15 protein-coding genes and 1 pseudogene are annotated in these 22606 nt (G+C 35.3%); 7 read left to right on the plus strand and 9 right to left on the minus strand.

Annotated features, from left to right (window positions below; genetic code table 11):
- Positions 1–214 precede the first annotated feature (214 nt).
- On the plus strand, positions 215–2869 hold the full coding sequence (locus AAGD84_RS02320) for a 2-oxoglutarate dehydrogenase E1 component (RefSeq protein ID WP_341818104.1): 2655 nt from the start codon (positions 215–217) through the stop codon (positions 2867–2869).
- A 245-nt stretch (positions 2870–3114) separates the two neighbouring features.
- The gene (locus AAGD84_RS02325; RefSeq protein WP_341818105.1) at positions 3115–3903 is read left to right on the plus strand and encodes a hypothetical protein; all 789 of its coding nucleotides are present in this window, start codon (positions 3115–3117) and stop codon (positions 3901–3903) included.
- 130 nt (positions 3904–4033) lie between these two features.
- Here the strand turns inward: AAGD84_RS02325 and AAGD84_RS02330 are convergent, their stop codons facing one another.
- Both AAGD84_RS02330 and AAGD84_RS02335 read right to left on the minus strand, forming a co-directional pair.
- Positions 4034–4630, minus strand: coding sequence for a TIGR02217 family protein (locus AAGD84_RS02330; RefSeq protein ID WP_264723093.1), 597 nt, complete (start codon positions 4628–4630; stop codon positions 4034–4036).
- Positions 4631–4820: 190 nt separating this feature from the next.
- Positions 4821–5579, minus strand: coding sequence for a DsbA family protein (locus AAGD84_RS02335; RefSeq protein WP_264723094.1), 759 nt, complete (start codon positions 5577–5579; stop codon positions 4821–4823).
- A gap of 331 nt (positions 5580–5910) precedes the next feature.
- Between AAGD84_RS02335 and AAGD84_RS02340 the strand changes: the two genes are divergently transcribed.
- From AAGD84_RS02340 to AAGD84_RS02350, 3 genes are all read left to right on the plus strand, one after another.
- Entirely contained in the window at positions 5911–6063 is a 153-nt protein-coding gene (locus AAGD84_RS02340; protein ID WP_007548541.1) for a hypothetical protein, read from the plus strand.
- A 16-nt stretch (positions 6064–6079) separates the two neighbouring features.
- Positions 6080–7153: a Fic family protein gene (locus tag AAGD84_RS02345; protein ID WP_341818106.1), complete on the plus strand. Its 1074-nt coding sequence runs from the start codon at positions 6080–6082 to the stop codon at positions 7151–7153.
- 87 nt (positions 7154–7240) lie between these two features.
- The gene (locus AAGD84_RS02350) at positions 7241–8719 is read left to right on the plus strand and encodes a UbiD family decarboxylase (protein ID WP_341818107.1); all 1479 of its coding nucleotides are present in this window, start codon (positions 7241–7243) and stop codon (positions 8717–8719) included.
- A 789-nt stretch (positions 8720–9508) separates the two neighbouring features.
- On the opposite strand, the gene ubiA is transcribed toward AAGD84_RS02350, so the two are convergent.
- The 5 genes and pseudogenes from ubiA to AAGD84_RS02375 all read right to left on the minus strand — a co-directional run bounded on the left by ubiA (position 9509) and on the right by AAGD84_RS02375 (position 17832).
- Entirely contained in the window at positions 9509–10366 is an 858-nt protein-coding gene (gene ubiA, locus AAGD84_RS02355; protein ID WP_077188461.1) for a 4-hydroxybenzoate octaprenyltransferase, read from the minus strand.
- A gap of 3 nt (positions 10367–10369) precedes the next feature.
- Entirely contained in the window at positions 10370–10768 is a 399-nt protein-coding gene (locus AAGD84_RS02360; protein WP_038249615.1) for a ribosome-binding factor A, read from the minus strand.
- A gap of 9 nt (positions 10769–10777) precedes the next feature.
- Positions 10778–13102, minus strand: coding sequence for a translation initiation factor IF-2 (gene infB / locus AAGD84_RS02365; RefSeq protein WP_341818108.1), 2325 nt, complete (start codon positions 13100–13102; stop codon positions 10778–10780).
- A gap of 9 nt (positions 13103–13111) precedes the next feature.
- Complete coding sequence (gene nusA / locus AAGD84_RS02370; RefSeq protein ID WP_265038318.1) at positions 13112–14674, minus strand: transcription termination factor NusA; 1563 nt, start codon at positions 14672–14674, stop codon at positions 13112–13114.
- 88 nt (positions 14675–14762) lie between these two features.
- Positions 14763–17832, minus strand: a pseudogene (locus tag AAGD84_RS02375) (efflux RND transporter permease subunit).
- A gap of 175 nt (positions 17833–18007) precedes the next feature.
- Here AAGD84_RS02375 and AAGD84_RS02380 point away from each other — a divergent pair.
- Positions 18008–18748: a hypothetical protein gene (locus AAGD84_RS02380; protein WP_264722978.1), complete on the plus strand. Its 741-nt coding sequence runs from the start codon at positions 18008–18010 to the stop codon at positions 18746–18748.
- A gap of 3 nt (positions 18749–18751) precedes the next feature.
- Here the strand turns inward: AAGD84_RS02380 and AAGD84_RS02385 are convergent, their stop codons facing one another.
- Positions 18752–19489 (minus strand): glutamine synthetase, encoded by a 738-nt coding sequence (locus AAGD84_RS02385; RefSeq protein WP_006280263.1) that lies wholly within the window; start codon positions 19487–19489, stop codon positions 18752–18754.
- Positions 19490–19815: 326 nt separating this feature from the next.
- Between AAGD84_RS02385 and dnaA the strand changes: the two genes are divergently transcribed.
- Complete coding sequence (gene dnaA / locus AAGD84_RS02390; protein WP_010962298.1) at positions 19816–21198, plus strand: chromosomal replication initiator protein DnaA; 1383 nt, start codon at positions 19816–19818, stop codon at positions 21196–21198.
- Positions 21199–21225: 27 nt separating this feature from the next.
- Here the strand turns inward: dnaA and AAGD84_RS02395 are convergent, their stop codons facing one another.
- Positions 21226–22500: a metallophosphoesterase gene (locus tag AAGD84_RS02395; protein WP_006279778.1), complete on the minus strand. Its 1275-nt coding sequence runs from the start codon at positions 22498–22500 to the stop codon at positions 21226–21228.
- Positions 22501–22606 lie beyond the last annotated feature (106 nt).

Genomic DNA, 22606 nt, shown 5'->3' on the forward strand with positions numbered 1-22606 from the left:
TAGCTTCGAGTCAAGTAGGCTGCAAATAAAAACTGGATTCCAGCGTCACGCGCTGGAATGACACCCTGACAATCGTCATCCCGCTACGTGTTAGCGGGATCTATGTTAAGAGATACCGCGAATGAATCGCGGTATGACGTATAGAAACTAAAAAAGTTCTTTTTTAAAAAACTTAAGTTATACTTATAAGTATTTGATACTTTTTATAGTGATTATGTCGAGTTTAAGCTGCCTTTATGGTGATAATGCAGAATTTGTGGAAGAAATGTATAGCCGTTATTTGCAGGGTGATAAATCAATCGGGGAGGATTGGTATAGAATTTTTTCAAGCAATTTAGAAGTTAATAAAGCGGAGACCTGCGGTGCACAACATGTAACTAAGGTGGATGATTCAGTTTCTAGTTTAGCAAATTTTTTCAGATCTTACGGTCATTTTTTTGCGGATCTTAATCCGTTATCACCCAATGTGAATAAGGAAGTAGATTATCAGAAATATTCGAATCTATATCCGGCAAGTGACGCTGGAATCTATAGAGATATTTACTGCAAGAACATCGGTTTTGAATTTATGCATATCTCCTCTTATGAGGAGAGGATGTGGCTGCAGGAAAAGATCGAAAATCAAACCTATACGCTGAGTTCACAAGATAAAAAGGAAATACTGAGGCACTTAATTGAATCTGAGATGTTCGAGCAATTTCTCCATATGAAATTTCCTGGATATAAACGTTTTTCTATCGAAGGTGGGGAATCAGCTATCGTTGCAATTGAGAGAATCATTAGTGATTCTGCAGCTTTTAGTATTGAAGAAATAGTTCTTGGCATGGCTCACCGCGGACGACTCAATATTTTAACCAAAGTTATGGGCAAAGAATATGCGGCAATGCTATCTGAATTTCAAGGCAATCTTGCATATCCAGGTGGTCTTGAGGTGTCCGGTGATGTTAAATATCACCTTGGTTACTCTTCTGATCAAACACTTGCCGGTGGTAAGAAAATACATTTAAGTTTATGCCCTAATCCATCTCACCTTGAAGCGGTAAATCCGGTTTTGGCTGGAAGAATAAGAGCAAAACAGAATATAAGATCTGTGCTTGGCATATCAATTCATGGTGATGCGGCTTTCATCGGTCAAGGAGTGGTTGCTGAAACTTTAACCTTAAGCAATATTGAAGGCTATAAAGTGGATGGCATTGTGCACATTGTCATTAATAACCAAGTTGGTTTTACTGCTAACCCATGTTGCGCACGATCCTCTTTTTATTGCACTGATATAGCAAAATCAATAGAAGCTCCAGTGTTTCACGTCAATGGAGATAACCCGGAAGCTGTGAGTTTTGCTACAAGTCTGGCGATGGAATATAGGCAGAAATTTAAAAAGGACGTAGTAATTGACATAATGTGCTACCGCAAATATGGCCATAATGAAGGTGATGAACCGAATTTCACTCAGCCACTTATGTATAAGGCGATATCAAAGCATAAAACTCCTGGAACATTGTATGAAGAAAAATTGACTGCAGAGAAAGTATTAGATGGCGATGAAGTAAATAAATTGCGCAGTGAATTCAGGGCAAAATTAGATAAAAGTCTTGCTGAATCAGCGGCTTACACTCCAAAAAAAGCTGACTGGTTCGGTGGAGTGTGGTCAAAATTAAGAAGAGCAAAGCTGAGCGATTTGAGCAAATACTACACGGATTCTGGTGTTCCGCCAGATGAGCTGAAAAAATTAGGTGTGCGTATAAATAGCAATATCCCAAGTAACTTTAACATTAACAATAAGGTTAGAAAAATACTCGATGGCAGAATAGACAGCATAAATTTTGGTAGTAATATAGACTGGGCAACTGCCGAAAGTCTTGCGTTTGCATCACTGCTCACAGAAGGAATAGGAGTGCGTTTATCAGGACAAGACTCTGGTCGTGGAACTTTCTCGCACCGTCATTCAAGGCTTGTTGATCAGGTAACAGAAGAAGCGTTTATTCCGCTAAACAATATAAATGAAAAGCAAGCTTACTTTGAGGTCATAGATAGCGCTTTATCAGAGTATGCTGTAATGGGCTTTGAATATGGATATAGCCTTGATTCCCCATATTCACTGGTGCTCTGGGAAGGACAATTTGGTGATTTTGCAAATGGTGCACAAATTATGATCGACCAGTTTATTGCATCTGCAGAAACAAAGTGGTTGCGATCAAGCGGTCTAGTTTTGTTGCTGCCTCATGGTTATGAAGGACAGGGACCTGAGCATAGCTCCGCGCGTATAGAGAGATTTTTGCAACTCTGCGCAGAAGATAACATGCAAGTTGTTAATTGCTCTACTCCAGCAAATTATTTTCATGCTTTACGCAGGCAAATCCACAGAGACTTTCGCAAGCCTTTAGTAGTGTTTACACCTAAATCACTATTGCGTCATAAAAGAGCAGTTTCTAACCTATCTGACTTTGAAGGAAAATTCCTCACGGTAATCCCAGAATATAGAACAGATTTGGTTCTAAATGATAAAATACGTAAAGTTGTAATATGCAGTGGTAAAGTTTACTACGACATAATTGAAGTATGTGAAGCACAAAAAATAAACGATATAGCAGTAATACGTTTGGAGCAATTCTATCCGTTTCCGGCCGATAAACTAAGCAGTGAACTTGAGAAATACGAGAACGCTGAAATTATATGGTGTCAAGAAGAACCAAAAAATATGGGAGGATGGTTTTTTGTCAACCCATTGATAGAAGAAGTGTTATCCAATCTCAATATTCAAGCAAAAAGACCTAAGTGCATTGCAAGACTTGCTGCTGCATCTCCTGCATGTGGTTATGCTAGTGTACATGCTCAGCAACAAGAGGAGATTTTAAGACAGATCGCTTAGTATTTACAGTTATTGAAGCAGAAGTGGTGCTATAAAAGTAGCTGACACTTGAATCCGGTTGCATCACGCGCTGCGGCCAGGCGCAATAGAAAACGCATTACACCAATAAAGCCCTTTTGGTACTCAAGCAAATATAAAAGATTTTTATTCTATTAAAAAAAATATAATTTTTATTAAAATTTTCATTTATTTTTATTTAAAAAGTAAACATTATTAATATTTACTTTAACTAATATAGGATATATATGAATACAAAAATATTTGAGATGTTAATAAGGAGAACTGGTCTACGCAGAGATAGCAAAGCTGAGATCATACAGTTAAATAGAAATGAAAAAGCTTTCGTAGATGAGGATAAAGAATCTATCGAATTAGCTGAGGCCATTTTTGAAGAGAATAATATGTTTCATTTCCGCAAACCAGGTTCTGCTATGGATTACATTTTGCACAAATTAATAAATGATAGGAAGCTTTTCGAGGAAATGAAAGATAGAGGTACAAGTATAATACGTCTTTTTTCTTTGTTATCAATGTATCATGGTCGTCTCAATTGCTGTGTTATAAGAAAAGGAGGGTGTATTACTGAGTGTGGCATACTTGATTACGCTGGCACCTATCCAGAACTAGTGCCTTTAGAGGACTTTATACTTATTGAGCCTTGCTCGTACCTCGAGTACACTGTGCTTGATAATGATAACATCAGAAATAGGTTAGCTGAAGACTTAACTGAAGATAAAACAAAATTAGATATCTTTTTGAATGGAATTTTAGCAACAAAGAATTCGGATTTAGTATTATCTTGTATTAACAAGATAGAGGTTCTTAATGAGGGAGATAGATATTTTGTTAATCTCTTACAGAAAAACGGCATGCTAGACTACATCTTAAACAAAGATGATACAACACTTGCAAAATCAACTCTAAAGGAATTGTTGAAGCTTTCTATTTTGCAGGAAGGAGAAAGCACTGAGTTAGAATCTCCCCAAGCTTCAAGTGTAAATGTTAGCAAAGCTCAGCAACATTGTAGTATATAGCTGGTGATAAAGTTTAAAATAATTGCATATACTAAGGCTCATTTAGGTATAGAGCCTCAGTGGTGCTTAATTTTTTAATTTATGGTAGACTAGTAGCCCTACTATGATGTAGATCTATGCTCGCTTATAACTAAAATTTTACCTCTATTAGTGGAATGTTATTCCAGCTATTGCTTCCATAGTCATCAATAGAAGCGTTTAAGTAATCTGTATCAAAGCGCACGGGCACATCAAATTCGAAGCTCGCAGTGATTATTGCATCTTTTACTGGCGGTTTCATGAATGTTATTTCTCCCGTTGAATAATTTACTGAATATTCACTCTCTTCTTTACCATTTAAATAAATCTTTACTGTCCCATGTACTGGCTTTTTGATCGTGCGTATATGCTTATCTTCCCCACTTACATAAGTTTTGATTAGCTGAAAAGTCGTTTTTTTGTTATCTCCTATACCAATCTCTTGGTTGATGGCTATAAAATCCGACCAATCCTTAAAACGAAACCCTATTGCTTTACCTTTTCGTGCATGAAAAAATGTTATTAGTTCTAGTAGCTGCTCGTTTGATCTGACCCCGTAAGCTATGTTGTATCTAGTGCGTGCATGAGACCAATTGATGTTGCGCTGTTCACAACCATTGTGAGTTGTTACAACGTCAGTGGAAAATTCCGGTCCTCCAGTGGAACCATAAGATATATTTTCTGGAAATCTAATTTCTGTGAATGACATATGTCCTCCTGTGAAAGTAAAATAGTTTGGTTGAAGAAAATGTTGTAATTTGAAAGCGTTTCACATAGTAAATGACGCCATGGAAAGTGGATGAGACCACTGAGTTAAACTGCTGTCATACCCACAATTACTATACTCAGGTTCATTTGAGTTGTCAAGCAAAAAAATAAAATTTTATGGCAAATTGAAACTAGCCTTGCTTGTGACTTAATTCATCTACTTTTTTGCGTAATACATTCAAATCAGTTGCTCCTACAAACAGGCTATCTCCAATTATTAAAAAAGGTGTACCACCTACTCCCAAATCTTTTACTAGAAGCCTACTGTTGTTTATCATTTGCTCAATTTTGTCCGCGTTATCTTTTATGGAATCATTAAAATCGTCCTCATCAATCCCTATGCTTTTCACTATATCCAATATGCTTTCGTCTGAAAATCCTCCTTTGTGACTTAAAGCAGAATAGTGAAAATCGAAATATTTTTCTTTATCAATAAAGTAAACAGCTAAAGCGCTTTTTGCTGCCCTTAAAGAGTCATTACCAAGTATTGGAGCGTCTCTAAAGATATACTTAATTTTACCGTCGTTAATTAACTGCTTTATATCATTCTTCATAGCTTTGCAATATCCACAAGAATAGTCAAGGAAGCCTGCAACTATAACACTACTATTTTCATTTCCGGAGTAAGGATAAGTAAGGTCAAATATTTCATCCTTGTATTGTGAAATTTTACTTTTGGTTACATTATCTCGAGCAGCGTAACTACTTTTAATCGACTCCTCTTTGAGAGTTTTTACGATCTTATCAAAATTTCTACTGATATAATCATCTAATCTCGTACTTATTTGGTCATCGGTTAGGGTTTGACCGCGGTGTGAAAGCCAATTGTTTATTACTGGTAAACTTGCTACTGCCAGTATAAGAATCAATAAAAACGATATTCTAGACATATACTTATTAAAGAACCTACAATATAAAACTTTTAGTACACATTTATCTATATATTAAAAGAAGCATCTAATGTTAATATATAAAAACATTTATATCAAGTGTATTTTATAGTCAGTTTTGCCTCGAATACAAACTTTACGTACAATGATTAGGTATATTGTCACAAAGTTCATCAGAAGACTTGATAATGTAGGTGACCAAACTACCCCCAGAATAGCCAATTATGAGATGCTCTATCTTTTACCGCCGCGCTGTAAGCATGGCGGTAAAACAAAGTTGATAATTTTATTCCGCTGTGTATAATTTCAACAAACTCCGCGGAATAAACATATGAGTGAACCAATAATTGGCAGAGAAAAAGAAATAGCTATTCTACAAGACAAACTTCTTTCTCAATCAGCCGAATTTATTGCTGTTTATGGTCGGCGTCGTGTAAATGTTGTATTATCTGCATTTTATCAGCATAATATAGAAGTAATGTAATGCAGATATTATGCCGATGCCGAATTATACGATTACTTCTAAAATTGCTAGTTGTCTTATAAGGATTGAAGCAGCAAAAGAAAAAGTGTTACATTTGCCGCTCACTGTATCAATGCTTTTGTCTCTTCGTGAAACTGCACGGCTTTATACCACACACTATTCTACTATGATTGAAGGAAATCGACTTGAACCTAAACAGATTGAAGAGGTTTTAAGTGGTAAAAGCCACTTTCCAAAATATAGGAGAGATGAAAATGAGGTTAAAGGATATTATGCAGCTTTAACTCAAGTTGAACAATGGGCAGCAAGGAGAATACCCATTACTGAGAAAGCTGTTCAAACACTACATGCTCTAGTAATAGCAAGTGGAAAATCTAAAATAAAATCAACACCTTATCGTGATGGTCAAAATGTTATCCGCGATAGTCTTACACGTGCAATAATTTATATGCCACCTGAAGCAAAGGATGTACCAAAGCTCATGAGCAGTATGATTGATTGGATTCGTAACAGTGAGCAAGTGCCTTGCCCAATTATTGCAGGTATTGCGCATTATCAATTTGTAACAATTCACCCTTACTATGACGGTAATGGTCGTACTGCAAGATTGTTGACTACATTAATTTTACACCTTGGTGGGTATGACCTAAAAGGACTTTATTCATTGGAAGAATATTATGCTAAGAATCTAGGAGCGTATTATGAAGCAATCAGTATAGGTCCATCGCACAACTATTACATGGGACGAGCTGAAGCAGATATTACTAAGTGGGTGGAGTATTTCGTAGAAGGTATGGCAAATTCATTTGAGAACGTTTTACAACGTATAAATAAAGAAGAATACCACGCTGATCAGACTGATCTTATACGTAAGCTTGATCCTAAACAGCGTAGGGCTCTTGAGCTCTTCCAGGAGTTTTCCGCTATTACAGCTAGTCAGGTTGGCGAACTATTTAATTTTAAGCCTCGTACCAGTGCGCAACTTTGTAAAAAGTGGGTGGAAATGGGGTTTATCAAGATTGTAGATTTTTCCAATAGAGGAAGGAAATACAAACTTAGTAAGCGATATGAAGATTTGATCTCAAATTAACTGAAAGCTCGCTAGACAGTGCATAGATCAAATTTCAATAAAGTGCTTGAAAACTAGATATAAACTTAAAATTTTAAAAACTGGAATATGTACAACAACTTACGCGACTTCATCAAAGCCTTAGAAGAAAAAAAAGATCTGATTAGGATTAAGGAGGAAGTTTCAACAGTTCTTGAAATGACAGAAATTCACCGTAGGGTTTTGTCAAACAAAGGGCCAGCGATCATTTTTGAAAATGTTGTCACAGAAAATGGTAAAAATTCGATTCCTGTTTTGGTGAATTTATTTGGTACTATTAAGAGGATTGCATTGGGGTTGAACATAAACCCTGATGAACTAAGAGATCTTGGTAAACTTTTAGCATTTTTGCAATCACCTGAGCCGCCAAAAAACTTTAAGGATGCTATAAAAATGTTTCCTTTGTTGAAAGTCGTGTTATCGATGCGAAGTAAAGTCGTGAGCAAGGCTCCATGTCAAGAGGTAGTGCTAACCGGAGATGAAGTGGACCTAAGTCTACTGCCCATTCAAACATGCTGGCCAAATGAACCTGCACCACTTATCACCTGGCCGATTGTGGTGACAAAAGGACCTACGAAAGACAAACAAGATAATTTCAATCTTGGAATATATCGTATGCAGGTCATAGATAAAAAAACAACTCTAATGCGTTGGCTTGCGCATCGTGGAGGAGCAGGTCACCATAAACGATGGAAAGAGAAGGAACAAAATATGAAATTTCCTGCTGCTGCTGTGATCGGTAGTGATCCTGCAACGATTATTGCTGCAGTAACTCCAGTGCCAGAAACATTGTCAGAATACCAATTTGCTGGACTGCTGCGAAAGAGGCCGCTTGAGCTTGTAAATTGTAAGACTATTCCACTTCAAGTGCCAGCTCACGCGGAAATCGTTCTGGAAGGCTATGTGAGTTTGGATAGATATCAAGACGAAGGGCCATACGGAGATCACACCGGCTACTATAATTCTGTTGAGCAATTTCCTGAATTTAATATTACTGCAATTACTATGCGTAAAAATCCAATTTATCTCAGCACTTTCACCGGCAAGCAACCTGATGAACCATCGATTCTTGGTGAAGCACTCAACGAAATTTTTGTGCCCATTCTTATCAATCAATTTCCAGAGATAGTGGACTTTTATCTGCCACCGGAAGGTTGCTCATATAGAATAGCGGTAGTGTCGATAAAAAAATCCTATCCAGGGCAGGCAAAAAGAATTGTTATGGGCATACTTTCCTTTCTAAAGCAATTTTTATACACGAAGTTTATTATCGTTGTTGATGATGATATAAATATACGTGATTGGAAGGAAGTGATGTGGGCAATGTCAACAAGGATGGACCCTGTGCGTGATACAATCATGATAGAAAATGCACCTATTGATTATTTAGACTTTGCTTCCCCTGAAAGTGGACTTGGAGGTAAAATGGGATTTGATGCGACAAATAAAATCCCGCCTGAAACCAAACGAGAATGGGGAAAGAAAATTAAAATGAGTGAGGAAATAGTAAGAAAAGTCACGGAAAAGTGGGAGGAATATATGGACTAGACTTCTTGCATAAAAGCAGAAAAAAGTTTGGCGTTTTTTATAATGCCGTAATTAGCATTAACTGATAATTGTGATTTAAGTTCGTCACAGTGCCCTTTTTTTGTCATCCTATAGCTATACCGCCGCGGTATCTCTTAGCCGCTAACAAGTAGTGGGATGAAGAGCTTATCGTCATCCTGCCGCGAACCGTCATACCGCGATTCATTCGCGGTATCTCAGCCGCTAACAAGCAGCGGGATACTTAGGGATGACGGTTGTTGTTTAGCTGTAAATATTAAGAAATTTACCAAATGAAAAAAAAGGCAAAAGAAGCCCTGGGGTTATTATCCGCTTTAAAATATTGGCGTTTTTTATGTTTTAAACGCTTGACAAGCGAGATTCAGCCGCTTTTAATTGCAACTAACTTACGCTGCAAATGTTTAAGAAATTTACTAAGCAGAAAAAAAGACAAAGAACCCCCGAGTTAGCTAGTCTTTTACTATCTCTGTCGAGTATTGGCATTTTTTGATGTCTTGTAACGCTTTATAAGCGCGTTCAGCTTATTTAGATAAAAATCTAGATGTAGATGAAGTTTTGTAAAGACATACAGTATCTATATACTGCAAAAAATTGAACATAAGACGCCGATACATTAAGTAATCCTTACCTTTTAATCTGCAGATTGGCGAAAGCAAATACAATAGCTTCAGTTTCATGATAAGAGGGCTGGCGGAGTTTGTCAAGCAAGTTTTTTTGTTTCTGCGGGCTACCTGAGTCTATTGATTTCATTAGAGCCGAAACTCTTGAGACCTAGGTGATAATTCTATCTAAAAGAATGCCGAAAAAGAGCAGCAACCCTACGTAGGAATTATTTTTAAATATGGACATGCATTGACTGGGATCGTCAGGATTGAAATTTTTGTATTGGCGGTGAAATATGAACCCTACAGCAAGTAGAGCAATATAAAAAATGTTATTTAATGATGATAAGATACCAGCATATAGCCACGTCATAAGAGATATTAAATAAAATCTTTTCAACCAAGATTTTGTTGTATCACCAAAATATAATGCGGTAGATTTCATCCCGAGTTTTTCATCATCTTTTTTATCTTGATGGGCGTATATGGTGTCATAGCTAAGTGTCCAAAAGACGCATCCTATATAAAACAGCAAGGATTCTATACTGATCTGGTTTGTTATTGCTGCTGAGCCCATGAGCGATCCCATATTGAAGGTAAACCCTAAGAACAATTGTGGCCACCAAACATACCGCTTTAATAAAGGGTAAGTAGCTATCATACACATTGAGATTATTCCAAGTATGAGTGTAGTTTTATTAGTTAATAATAAGATTACCAGGGCAATAGACAGTAACAGTGAAAGTAAAGCTAAAGCCTGCTTTATGTTTAATGCACCACTTGCAAGTGGCCTATATTTTGTTCGTTCAACGTGCGCATCTATTTCCCTATCGAAAATGTCATTGATTATGCACCCTGCGGGTCTCATTAAAAATGCACCTATAGTAAACAAAACAAGGAGAAAAAGAACCTGATACGATAGAGAAGTTGAGGCTAAAAGAATACCGCTCAAACTGGGAAATAGCACAAGCCACAAACCCGTTAAACTGTGCAACCTCATTAATGAAAAGTAACGATTGAAATGCATTAATTAAGTGTGATTATGTAATATTTTGCTTACATTAACAAAATTATCGAACGCTAAGTCAGGCTTGAAAACTAGTTCAGGTATAAATCGCAAATCAACATAACACAATATAGATTTACGTATTGACCATGCAGATTGGTTCATTTCATTAACAACAGTATTAATATCACAATTATTCTCAGAAGGATCTCCAGTGCGTCTTTTTTCTGGATCTAAGTAGTCAGCTACTTGAATATTCAATGAAGATAACACAATATATACATCTGCTTTTTTCAAATCTTTACTTAATTTTACGTCAGATACCGCTACATTTTTATTGAACACCTTACCTTCCATTAGAATTCTTGATATTGCTCTATGCAATACCGATGCTATCTTTAGGTTTCTAATTTCCTTTTTCATATCCAGCTACTATAACACCCTTTCTTCTTGCACTAATTGATAAGCTTCCAAAATATCTCCAACTTTAATATCGACATTACCCTCTAGTGATACTCCGCATTCAAAGTTTACACCTACTTCTTTAACATCATCTTTAAATCTACGTAGTGCTTTTAACTTTCCTTCATGCACCAATTTACTATTGCGCACTACCTTAATTAAAGAATCTTTTTTTATGACTCCATCACTTACATAACATCCAATGATATTACCAGCTTTAGATACATTAAATATTTGCCTTACAGATGCAGAACCAACACGAACCTCTCGTGTAACAGGCTTTAACATTTTAGTTAAATACATTCTCATGTCGTCAATGAGCTCGTATATTATGTTATAAGTATGTATTTCTATACCTTTTTGTTTTGCCAAGTCCCTTATTTTTGAGTCCACTTTTACATTAAAAGCTAAAATTACTGCACTTGATGCTTCTGCAAGCAGCACATCTGAATCTGTTATCCCTCCTACTGCTTTGTGTAGGATATTTAATTTCACTTGGTCTTTACCGAGTTTATCAATTGAACTTGATATTGCTTCAATAGAACCAGTTACATCGCACTTTAAAACTACAGATAGTTCTTCTGTTTCGCTGTTATTACGACTGAATATATCTAAATTATTGTCGCCCAAATCTTCTTTCTTTTTCTTGATTAACTCTAGCCTGTATTCAACAATTTCACGCGCCTGCTTTTCAGAATTTACAACAACAAATTTATCTCCAGCATTTGGTACACCATTTAGACCAGTAATTTCAATTGGAGCGGAGGGTAGTGCTGCTTTTTCTCTTTGACCGAGGTGATTAACCATACTACGTACTTTGCTGTATGTTGTACCAACTACCAATATATCACCAACCTTTAACGTTCCTTCCTCAACTATCAATGTGGCTGATATTCCTTTCGCTTTATCTATTTTGGATTCTATTACCCATCCAAGTGCTCGACAATCTTCTATTGCTTCTAGCTTCATTAATTCAGCGATTAACAAAATCGTCTCTTCTAGTTTATCTAAATTAGTTTTCTTTTTTGCTGATACTGGCACAATCATAACATCACCACCAAGCCCTTCAGGGATGAGATCATATTGAGGCAAACTATTAATTATTTTTTCTACATCACCAGGCTCAGATTTATCAATTTTATTAATAGCAACTATAATGGAAACATTTGCTGCTTTTGCATGATTTATTGCTTCAACTGTTTGTTTCATGATTCCATCCTCAGCTGCAACTACTATTACAACTATATTAGTAATATTGGCACCACGTGTACGCATCGCAGTGAACGCTTCATGTCCTGGTGTATCAATAAAGGTAATTTTTTGCTTATCTTTTGTCGTTATTTGATAAGCACCTATGTGTTGAGTTATGCCACCTGACTCTCTTTCTGCAACATTAGATTCACGAAATGCATCGAGCAATGAGGTTTTACCATGATCGACGTGTCCCATAAAAGTGACGATTGGTGGTTTAGGTTTTTTAGTCAGGCTTTCTCTGCCTTCTATAAAAAATAAATCTTTTTCTCTGTTGGTATCGCTCACTCGTTTAGCCGTATGATTAAATTTTTCCACTATTTCACATGCTATATCTGGATCCACCAGATCATCTACTCTATAACTCTCACCGACTTCTTCTTTGAACATTTTTAGCACACTCTTGCTATCTTCTGCCATGCGAATAGATAACTCCCTGATAGTTATTTTGTCTGGTATAATAACTTCTCTTGATATATTTTTACCCTTAGTAAACTTTGACTTTCTACCTCTTATACCAAACCTTTGCTTAAATACAGGGGGTTGTTCAGTTTTTTCATCTATTGCCTGTGCAATTACCAGTTTAGAATGCTTAGAATATATATCTTTGTTGACTTTAAAAGACTTTTTATCGTTGTCCTCATGGTCAATACTATCTTCTTTTGGTTCAACTAAGTGGGTATTACTTAAAACTTGCTTATTTATTTCCTTAGATAAAGCGTCCGCTTCATTTTTCTCGTCAATCTCTTTATTGCTGTCTTCTTTTGCTGTTTTCTCTTTTTCTTCTCTCTGATTTCTTTCTTTCAGCAAAGCAGCATTCTGCACAGCATTAATGCGAAAAATTTGTTCTTTCTCTGTTAAAGAACCTAATTTACTCTCGTCAAATAAATTATGTTCTTCTGCATCATGAGATTTTTTTCTTCTTTTTTTTACTACTGTAGCTCCAGTACTTGGGCTAGCTGAAGAGTTTAAATTGAGGTCTAATTTAAGCTTGCTTAAACCTTGGAGCGTTAATTTTTTATCACTGATATCTTCATTATTCATATTATTTTATTATATTAATCCAAGCTTTTTACGTGCTTCTATGATTATTGAATCTACTGTATCTTTTAGATCTTCTTTGCTGTCGGATGAGGAAGAGAGTATGCTGCAAAACTCATAACTTGATAAATCTGCTATGTCCTCTAAAGTCTTAATATCATGCTTACTAAGAGCAATTTTATTGTCTATTGATAAAGTTAAATTGATTACATCATCCTCCATACCTAAACTTTTTAGCTCTTCTATTTTTCTATCATTTTCTGCTTTCAGGTACTTATTTGCTCTATTATGAAGTTCGTTTGCAATATCTTCATTAAAGCCCTCTATTGAAGCAAGCTCTTTAATTGAAGCGCTAGATATGTCTTCTACACTTGAAAAACCTTCTGTTACCAATAGCTGACCCATAATCTCTTCTAAGTTTAAAGCTTCAGCAAATAAAGCTGAACATTGACTAAGTTCTTTACTTCGCCTTTCTGATTCTTGCTGAGTGCTTAATATCTCAATTTTCCATCCAACAAGCTCTGAAGCTAATCTTACATTCTGGCCCTTTTTTCCTATCGCTAAACTCAATTGATCTTCAGCAACTATTAACTCTATGCAATTTTCATTTTCATCAATAATAACCTTCGATACTTCTGCAGGAGTAATGGCTTTAATAACAAATTGACCCAAATCTGAGGAGTAATTTATAACGTCAATTTTTTCACCATTTAATTCGTGTATAATAGTTTTTATTCTATCTCCCTTAACTCCAACACAAGCACCTACTGGATCAATGTTCTTGTCGGGAGAGAAAACGGCAACCTTAGACCTTGAACCAGCATCTCTAGCTATACCTTTAATTGTCACTAATCCGTTAGCAATTTCTGGTATTTCTTGATTTAATAATGCCTCCAAAAAGCCTTCATGAGTCCTAGAAAGAATAATTTGACGTCCATCATCAGAGCGCTTAACAGTCTGTATGTAAGCTTTAACCTTATCACCTTCACGAAATGATTCACCACCAGTTAAATTTCGCAATGGAAGATATGCCCTAGTGCCATTTATGTCTATAATAAGATCTGAATATTCTACTTGTTTAACAATACCATACCTTATTTCTCCCACCTTATCTTTAAATTCCTCATATTGCTTTTTTGACTCTTCATCTTTAATTATTTGAGCAATCTTTTGCTGGGCAATTCTTGCTGAAGCAAGATCAGTGTTAAGAGAGAGTAATTCACTAACAGTATCTCCAACTTTTGCATCTCCTTTTATTAATTTAGCTTGTGTAAGCGTAATTGATTCACACTCAGTATTCTCTTTTTCATTTGATTCATCATCAATAACTTTTAGTTTTCTGTATGAAGTAACTTTGCCTGTGTTTCTATCTATATTAACTACAATTTTACTTTTGCTACCATATTTTTGATAAGCCACTGCTTCTATAGCACTTTCTAGTGCCTTTATTACAACATCAAAATCTAAACCTTTTTGAAGTGAAAGCTCTCCTGCTGTTTTTATTACATCAAGGCTTCCAACTATGTTATTCTTGTTACTTTTCTGCTTAACACTGCTTTTACGATTAGCAATCATAATAAATAAATCCAATGTAATTAGTTATAATTATAGCTCCAACGGGCAAAGAACACTATCTTAAATGTTAAATGATTGCTAATTTAAGTCAAGTTTTTTCATGTCTTTGTATAACAAGCAACGCAGGAGTAAAGAATAAAGTTAAAACCGTTGCAGCCAATATTCCACTTGCTATGGTTGTTGAAATGTCAACCCACCACTGGCTTGATGGAGCATCATATGTGATTTGTAGCGTAAAAAAATTGATATTTAACCTGGTAATCATCGGTATTAAACCAAGAACTGTGGTTGCAACGGTAAGCAATATTGGCCTAACGCGAGAAATTGCAGCGTTTATTACACATCGCTTGATGTCATTTTTGTGTACCTTAATTTGGTGATGAAAGGCATCAAGTAATAGTATGTTATTATTCACTATAATTCCCGCCAAAGCAATTATCCCCACTCCACACATAACAACTACGAAAACTTGTTGGATAAGAAAGAAAACAAAAAACACACATGTTGTGGATAAAAACACTGCTGTCATTACGATAAATGTATGGTATACATTATTAAACTGTGTCACTAATACCAATATCATTAGTGTAATCGCTAATATAAAAGCCTTTAACAAAAATGCTCCTGATTTTTGTTGATCTTCTTTGTCGCCTTTAAAATCAATTTTTACTCCCTTGTCCCAATCCTGGGCAATAGAATTCTGAATGAACTTTACTCTTTCATCAACAAGATAGCCAGTATCAACGTCAGCAGAGATTGTCACTATGCGTAATCCATCAATCCTGTTTAGTTTGTTTACCTTTTTTTCGGGAGCATATTTTACTATATTGCTCATAGGATACGGGCCATTAACTGTATTGATAAAAAGATTGTCTATAGTCTTCATGTTGCGATCCTTTCCAGGGAAACGGAGTACAATATCGATTTCTTCATCCGTGTTATTTGGTCTATATTTTCCAATCAACACTCCATTTGTAACCATCTTTATAAAATCGCCAATGGTTGCAACACTTACTTCAGAGCTTGTAGCCTTATTCTTATCAACACTCATATTCCACTCTATTTCAGGTGCTGATCTGCTATCTTGAATATTTATAAACCCGGATGAAGGTTGGTTCATAATTTCTAGAATTTTCTCTGCTGCTAAATTCAAACTGGATACACTCCCGCTGAGGTTAATTTGTATTGGCTTGTCAGCCGACGGTCCTGGCTTTTCCTCTTGAACATTAATTATTATTCCTTTCATGTCTTGCACACTGCTCCTTATATCATTTAGTATGTGCTTAGCTTTGCGCCTGAAGCGCCAATCCATAAGTTCTAGTTGTATTCTGGCGATAACGTTGTCTGAAAATGCTCCTGATCTAGCATAAGAAACATGAATTTCTTTTTCAATGCTCAAAATGCGTTCTTCCACTTCTTTGAGTATCAGATCTCGTTCTTTGGCTGATAAGCTTTCTTTTGCTTTAACACTGATTAAAATATTATCTGAATCCACTTTCGGAAAAAACTTTACTCCAGGAGCAAAAGTACAGCACACTAAATGAAAACAAAACGAATACAGTAGCACATACGAATTTTTTAGGATGATCCAAAACCTTCTCTAGCATGCGTACGTAAGCTCTTATTATAGGCCCAGCATTTTTTATTTCACCACTTTCTATAGCACTCATTTTTTTTATTTCTTTTTTTGAAGTTATCGAAGGCTTACCAAATATTGCACCAAGTGTTGGTATAAAAACCAAAGCCATAATGAGCGATCCAGTCAAAGTTAGAATTATTGTAATTGGTATGTACTGCATGAATTTACCAACAGTATCAGGCCAGAATAATAGAGGAAAAAACACTGCTAATTTAGTTAACATTGATGATAGAACCGGATAAAACATATCACGAACTGAAGTGTAAAAAGCTTCTACTTTGTCCATTCCGCAGATCATCTTTCTATCGGCATATTCGCTGATCACAATTGCATCATCAACCAGCATGCCAACAGCCATAATTAAACTGAAGAGCACAACGATATTTAAGGTTATACCCATAAAGTAAAGAGCTATTATCCCAATGAGAAAGGAACCGGGTATCGAGAGTGCCACAAGAATAGCAATCCTTGTTCCCATAGAAAGCATCATTATGATCAATATTAACAACACAGCAAATATTATGCCGTTTTCCAAGTCATCAAGCACATCGCGGACGTTTTTTGACTGGTCGTTTAAGTACACCACTTTTAAATTTTCAGGTAATTGATCTTTTGCCTTATCCATTAAGTATTTTACTTGATTTACTGTGTCTATTATGTTTTTTCCGTTACGTTTTGAAATTTCTAGCACGACACTAGGTAATCCATTAATGCGAGCAAATCCTTGGTGATCCTCAAACCTAGGGTATACTTTTGCTATATCTTTGATTCTCAAAACTGCATCGCCTTGAGATCTAATAGGAATATTCATAATATCTTCTATATCTTTTAATAACCCTGATATTTTAATCGAATATTTACCGGTATCATTTTCCAGTGACCCAGCTTCCACTAGTCTGTTATTGCTTGATATAGCTTGGAATATTTCGTTTGATTGAATGTTATATTTTGTTAGAACTGTGGGCTCAACTATCACTTCCACTGTTTCTTTACGCATACCTGCCACTTCAACTTTGAGAACATTTGGCAGAGATTCTATTTCTTTCTTTAGCTTGCGTGCTATTTCAGTTAAGGCTCTTTCTGGCAAATTACCAATTAAGCCGACATTGAGTATCGGAAATAAGCTCAAGTTTATTTCATTGATTATCGGAGATTCCGCTTCAACAGGTAACTTCGATTTTATGTTTGAAAGCTTTGAACGAACATTATCGAGCACTTCTTTATTATCATACTCTGTTCCAAATTCGAGTATCATGTGAGCACCATCATTAGTTGCAAAAGCTCTCAATTCTCTTACACCTTCGATGGATCTTAGTTCATTTTCTATAGGAAGCACTAATAGCTTTTCACTATCTTGAGCAGAAATCCCAGGAAGTCCAACAAACACGCTGATTATAGGAATCTGTATATCAGGATTGCTTTCCCTTGGCATTTTTACATAAACGTATGAACCGAAGATAAAAATTACTATAAGTAATAATACCACCGCCCTGTTTCGCTCTATGAGTAAGCTCTGCATGTTGAATGTTAGCTGAATATGTGTGTTTGTACAATATTATAGTCGAGATACATTGCATATTAATTAATCCTTGTGTAGCTTTAAAACTTTACGCAAATAATTAAAATTTTCGCAAAATTGCAAGTATAAGAAAATTCCTGTATAATAATTCTAGAACAGTATTTTAGAGGTTATTATGGTGGCAATTCTAAATGTAACAAAGGGCAAAAATAAAGTTATTGTGTCTGGATTAGCTGGAGCTTTATCAGCTTTAATATTTTTAACAGCAATCCACATTGCCGCAAAGATAGCCATTATCGTTTCTGCTGCTGCAGTTACTTACTTATTACTTTCGCTGATTCATAAAATAAGAACTAAAAAAGAACAGCCTGAAATTACTGGTGTTTCAGGAGAGAAAGTTTCAGAAGATGAAGGGTATAGCAGTGTTGATGAAGGTGAAGAAAAAGATACCGCAAAAGAACCAGAAAGAACTGAAACTGAGTTAGAAGAAGAAATAATAAGGAAAAGAGCACAAGAACGCATGGAGAAAGGATCACTTGGTGGTCCTATAAATGCGTTTGGCGAACCAATTCATGTGACTATAGATGCTGAAAATAGTAATCCTGTTGATTATACAAAAACTATGGTAGTGCCTGAGGAAATTATTCTTAGCATGCTAAATGATAAAACTCTTACACAAAATAACTCTAGCTCTATAAAGAATCAGATGAAACCTCTTCCTGAGCACATGGATGTGCCTGGTAATCCACTTCCTGGGCAAGTGTTAAGCAATCTAGAGCTTGAATCTAAAGGCACGCAGAAACTATCTGCTTTAGACTTGCTATTACAGTGCAAAAATGTAGATAATGATGTAAAAAAAATGCTAAAACAGCCAATTACCCAAAAGGGGTTTAACGGATTAGGATTTGATAGATAGTTGTTATATTAACCTCTCCATCTCATATTGAGGATCAGATGCAATGCCGTAGACCCTATTTGGCGGAGCAATTTTGTTCTCTATACCAAAAACCATACCTTCAATTATTGCTGTGAGTACTTTTTCAAGGTCACAATCTGCTCCGGGAACGCGGTGCTCTAGGCGGCATCTTTTGAAATCGTTGCCAAAATAGGGAATTCTTATCGCAGCAGTTCTGTTATTTACTCCCCAACTAATCGTAGTTGGAGTGTGAATATCCGGATACTGAAATCTTAAATATGAATCATCATTTGGAGCAAAAAACAACATATGTTTTTTCATCATTGCACATAATCCACCAATACTATGAATCAGATAGTCACTGTACTTTTGCTCATTGATATAAAATAAGTTACCGTTATTTGAATTCACGAGATTAACATGCACATTTAATGCACTGCCTGCTCTATCCAAATAAGGCTTTGCTTTAAAAGAAACATTCCCACCTAGTTTTTGTGCTGTTTCAGTAAGTGATTGTTTTGCTAACTCAAAATGCTTAATTAAATTGTAGGAGTTCGTATAACAACCACTTTTTATCTCATACTGATGTGTAGAATTCTCCTTCTCGCAAGAAAATTCAAGAGATGCTATTTTATTTTTGATGCTATTCAGAAATAAGTATTCTTTTTCTATTCCTTCAATGTAAAACTCTAGTTCAATACCGAATACAGCATAACAACTCAAATTACTTAATATAATCATAAATTTGCTTCAGTAAATCTATATTAGGTTAGCTATATTTATATGAATACTTTACTTATTTGCCAGTAAATTTAACATCTTATTTATACATAATGTATTACTGTTTTTAATAGCATGCTTCTAATCCTCGATACAAGGGACATTTACAAATTTTTCATTTTTTTGAAATAAAAATGATCAATTTTAATGTTTTTATACCCTTTACAACCCATCAAAAAATCACCATAATTTTTAGTATGTATTAAGTAGTATTAGCTTTTCATTTTGCAGTAAGCTATTGATTATCTTATATTTTTCTAATTATTGCTTTTTTCTTGGTGTAGTATATGAACTTAACTAGCCCTAAGGTTTCTACTATGTTTTTTGATCAGATTATTACAGTAACGGATCACAATGTTACTTGGGAAAAAATCCAAAATTGTCTTTATAATCTTTATGGAGAAGCAACATATAATAGCTGGCTGAGTTCACTAAAATTTGTCAGTAGCAGAAATGGGGAAGTTCTTTTATCCGTGTCAACAAGGTTTATAAAAGAGTGGATTACAGTTCATTACATGAAAAAAATATTATCATTATGGCAAAGCGAAGATAAAAGTATACGTTCTATTGATATTCAAGTAATTGAGGAGAGGAATTCAAATTTTAATGTTATACTAAAAAACAGAGAGGAAAGTAATCATAATCTTGGTTCGCCGCTGGATCCAAGGTTCACCTTTGATAATTTTGTAGTGGGAAAGCCAAATGAATTAGCATTTACGGCGGCAAAGCGTGTGGCAGAATCTATAGATCCAATATTAGGCAGCAATCCTTTGTTTCTATATGGTGGAGTGGGACTTGGTAAAACACATCTAATGCATGCTATAGCTTGGCACATAGTCAATTCCCCATCAGCAAAAAGAAAAGTGGTGTATTTATCAGCAGAGAAATTCATGTACCAATATATTACAGCGCTGCGAAGCAAAGATATTATGTTATTTAAAGAGCAATTTAGATCAGTAGATGTATTGATGGTAGATGATGTGCAATTTATCAGTGGTAAAGATAGTACACAAGAAGAATTTTTTCACACTTTCAATGCATTGATAGACCAAAATAAACAATTGGTTATATCAGCTGATAGGTCTCCTAGTGATCTTGATGGAGTGGAAGAAAGAATAAAATCACGACTCGGTTGGGGGTTGGTGGCAGATATTAATGAAACAACTTTTGAATTAAGGCTTGGTATATTGCAGGCAAAAGTGGAGCAGATGAATATGTATGTTCCGAAAGATGTCCTAGAGTTTTTAGCAAGGAACATAAAATCTAATATAAGAGAATTAGAAGGAGCATTAAATAAGGTTACCCATACCTCATTAATTGGAAGAAGTATGACGGTAGAATCAGCTAGTGAAACCCTAATCGATCTTCTTAGGTCAAATCATAGGTCAGTCACAATAGAAGAAATACAAAAGAAAGTAGCTGAATTTTTCAATATAAAGGTTGCAGATATGCAATCCAATAGAAGGCTTCGCAGTCTTGCAAGGCCAAGACAAATAGCTATGTATTTTGCCAAAAAATTTACGCAAAAAAGCCTACCAGATATTGGGAGAAACTTTGGTGGCAGAGACCATGCTACTGTTATACATGCAGTAAAACAAGTAGAAAATTTTATAAAGACCGACTCAAAATTTGCTGATGAAATCAATCGATTAAAAAAAATGTTTAAGTAGCGTTTTTAAAATAGCTAATAACAAATCCTAAAATGAATCGACTATAGTTTTAATCCGTTTAAGTTTAAAATCTTCTGTTAGCTTCGCAGAATACATTTCCTTATTGTGTTGATTATAGAAGGTAAATTCGTGATCATCTAAATTTAGTATTGCAAAGCCAAAGCCAAAAAAGTTTCTAACCTCGTGTGCTAAGTAGTTTTTACCATTTAAATAGTCAAATTCTACATTTTGATAAACAGATTCTTGATCTTGAGCGTGTAATGATGCACCACCGTTTCCAACTATAATTTGGTCTGGAACATTATCCATTAATAAAATCTGGGCTATATGAATGTGGCCAGAAACTATGGTAGTAACATTGCTTGGAAATTTATCTCCAAAAGCTTCGATTTGTGTAAGATTACCATGGCTTTTTAATGTCAAAAATTCTTTTTTTGGAGATCTCCAAAGCGGTTTATGAGTTAAAAACCACATGGGCTTGTCAGAACTATTTTGTATCAATTTATCAAATTGCCTCTCAAAAGCATCAATTGTGCTTTGGGTTGTAAAAATATCCTCACCGGATGAAGAGTCGAAGATAAAAAATTTCATCGGTCCAGCATCTAAGGACCAACTAGAAACGAAGTTACCACATTTTTCAGACGAAAAGGGGTATGAATCTAGATACCTGAACCATCCTTCATAAGCTCTATCACAACTCTCATGGTTTCCACGAACAAAAAGGAAAGGGGATTGTGATAAAATATCCTTTGCAGGCTCAAACCAATCAGCGTACCAAACTTCTTTATTATATCCATAAATATCGCCACACTTTTTTGTATTTCTACATTTTGTTTGTCTATAATGATAATCACCAACATGGATAATTAAATCTGGTTTATGAAGGGCGATTGAATCTAAATTTTTTTTTAAAGGCCAGCTATCTACCGAATTACATTCCTGCTGAAATAACATATTTATTCTACAGCCCGTGTCACCAATGAAAGCAATTTTATTAACCTTTTTTGGTAATATAGGAACCCGTAGATCCTCAATACTAATGTTTTTGGCACTTGTTTGTACTGTCAGTTCACAAACTGTTTCGTTATGATCACCATTGTTAATTGAGCTGCGATTCAGCATTTCTGTTTCCTCGCCATCAACATAAACAATGGGACACATGTCATTGTCCGTAATTGCGCGTATGCTTAGTTTATTTTCTGGGATAACTTGAGACCATGTGTATAATATTTGTGCATGGACGAAATGAAAGCTAGTTATAAGAGAGAGAGCTAAAAAAATAAAGATATTAGCTATATTCATTTGTATAAAAACCTAAGTTAAAAATTAGTAGTAAGGTTATCTTAAATGATTAAAATTTATAATCACAAAATTCATAATCAAATTATACAAACAATTTCTAAATTAT

It is taken from the genome of Wolbachia endosymbiont (group A) of Andrena fulva, assembly GCF_964026815.1.
GTDB classification, from domain to species: domain Bacteria; phylum Pseudomonadota; class Alphaproteobacteria; order Rickettsiales; family Anaplasmataceae; genus Wolbachia; species Wolbachia pipientis.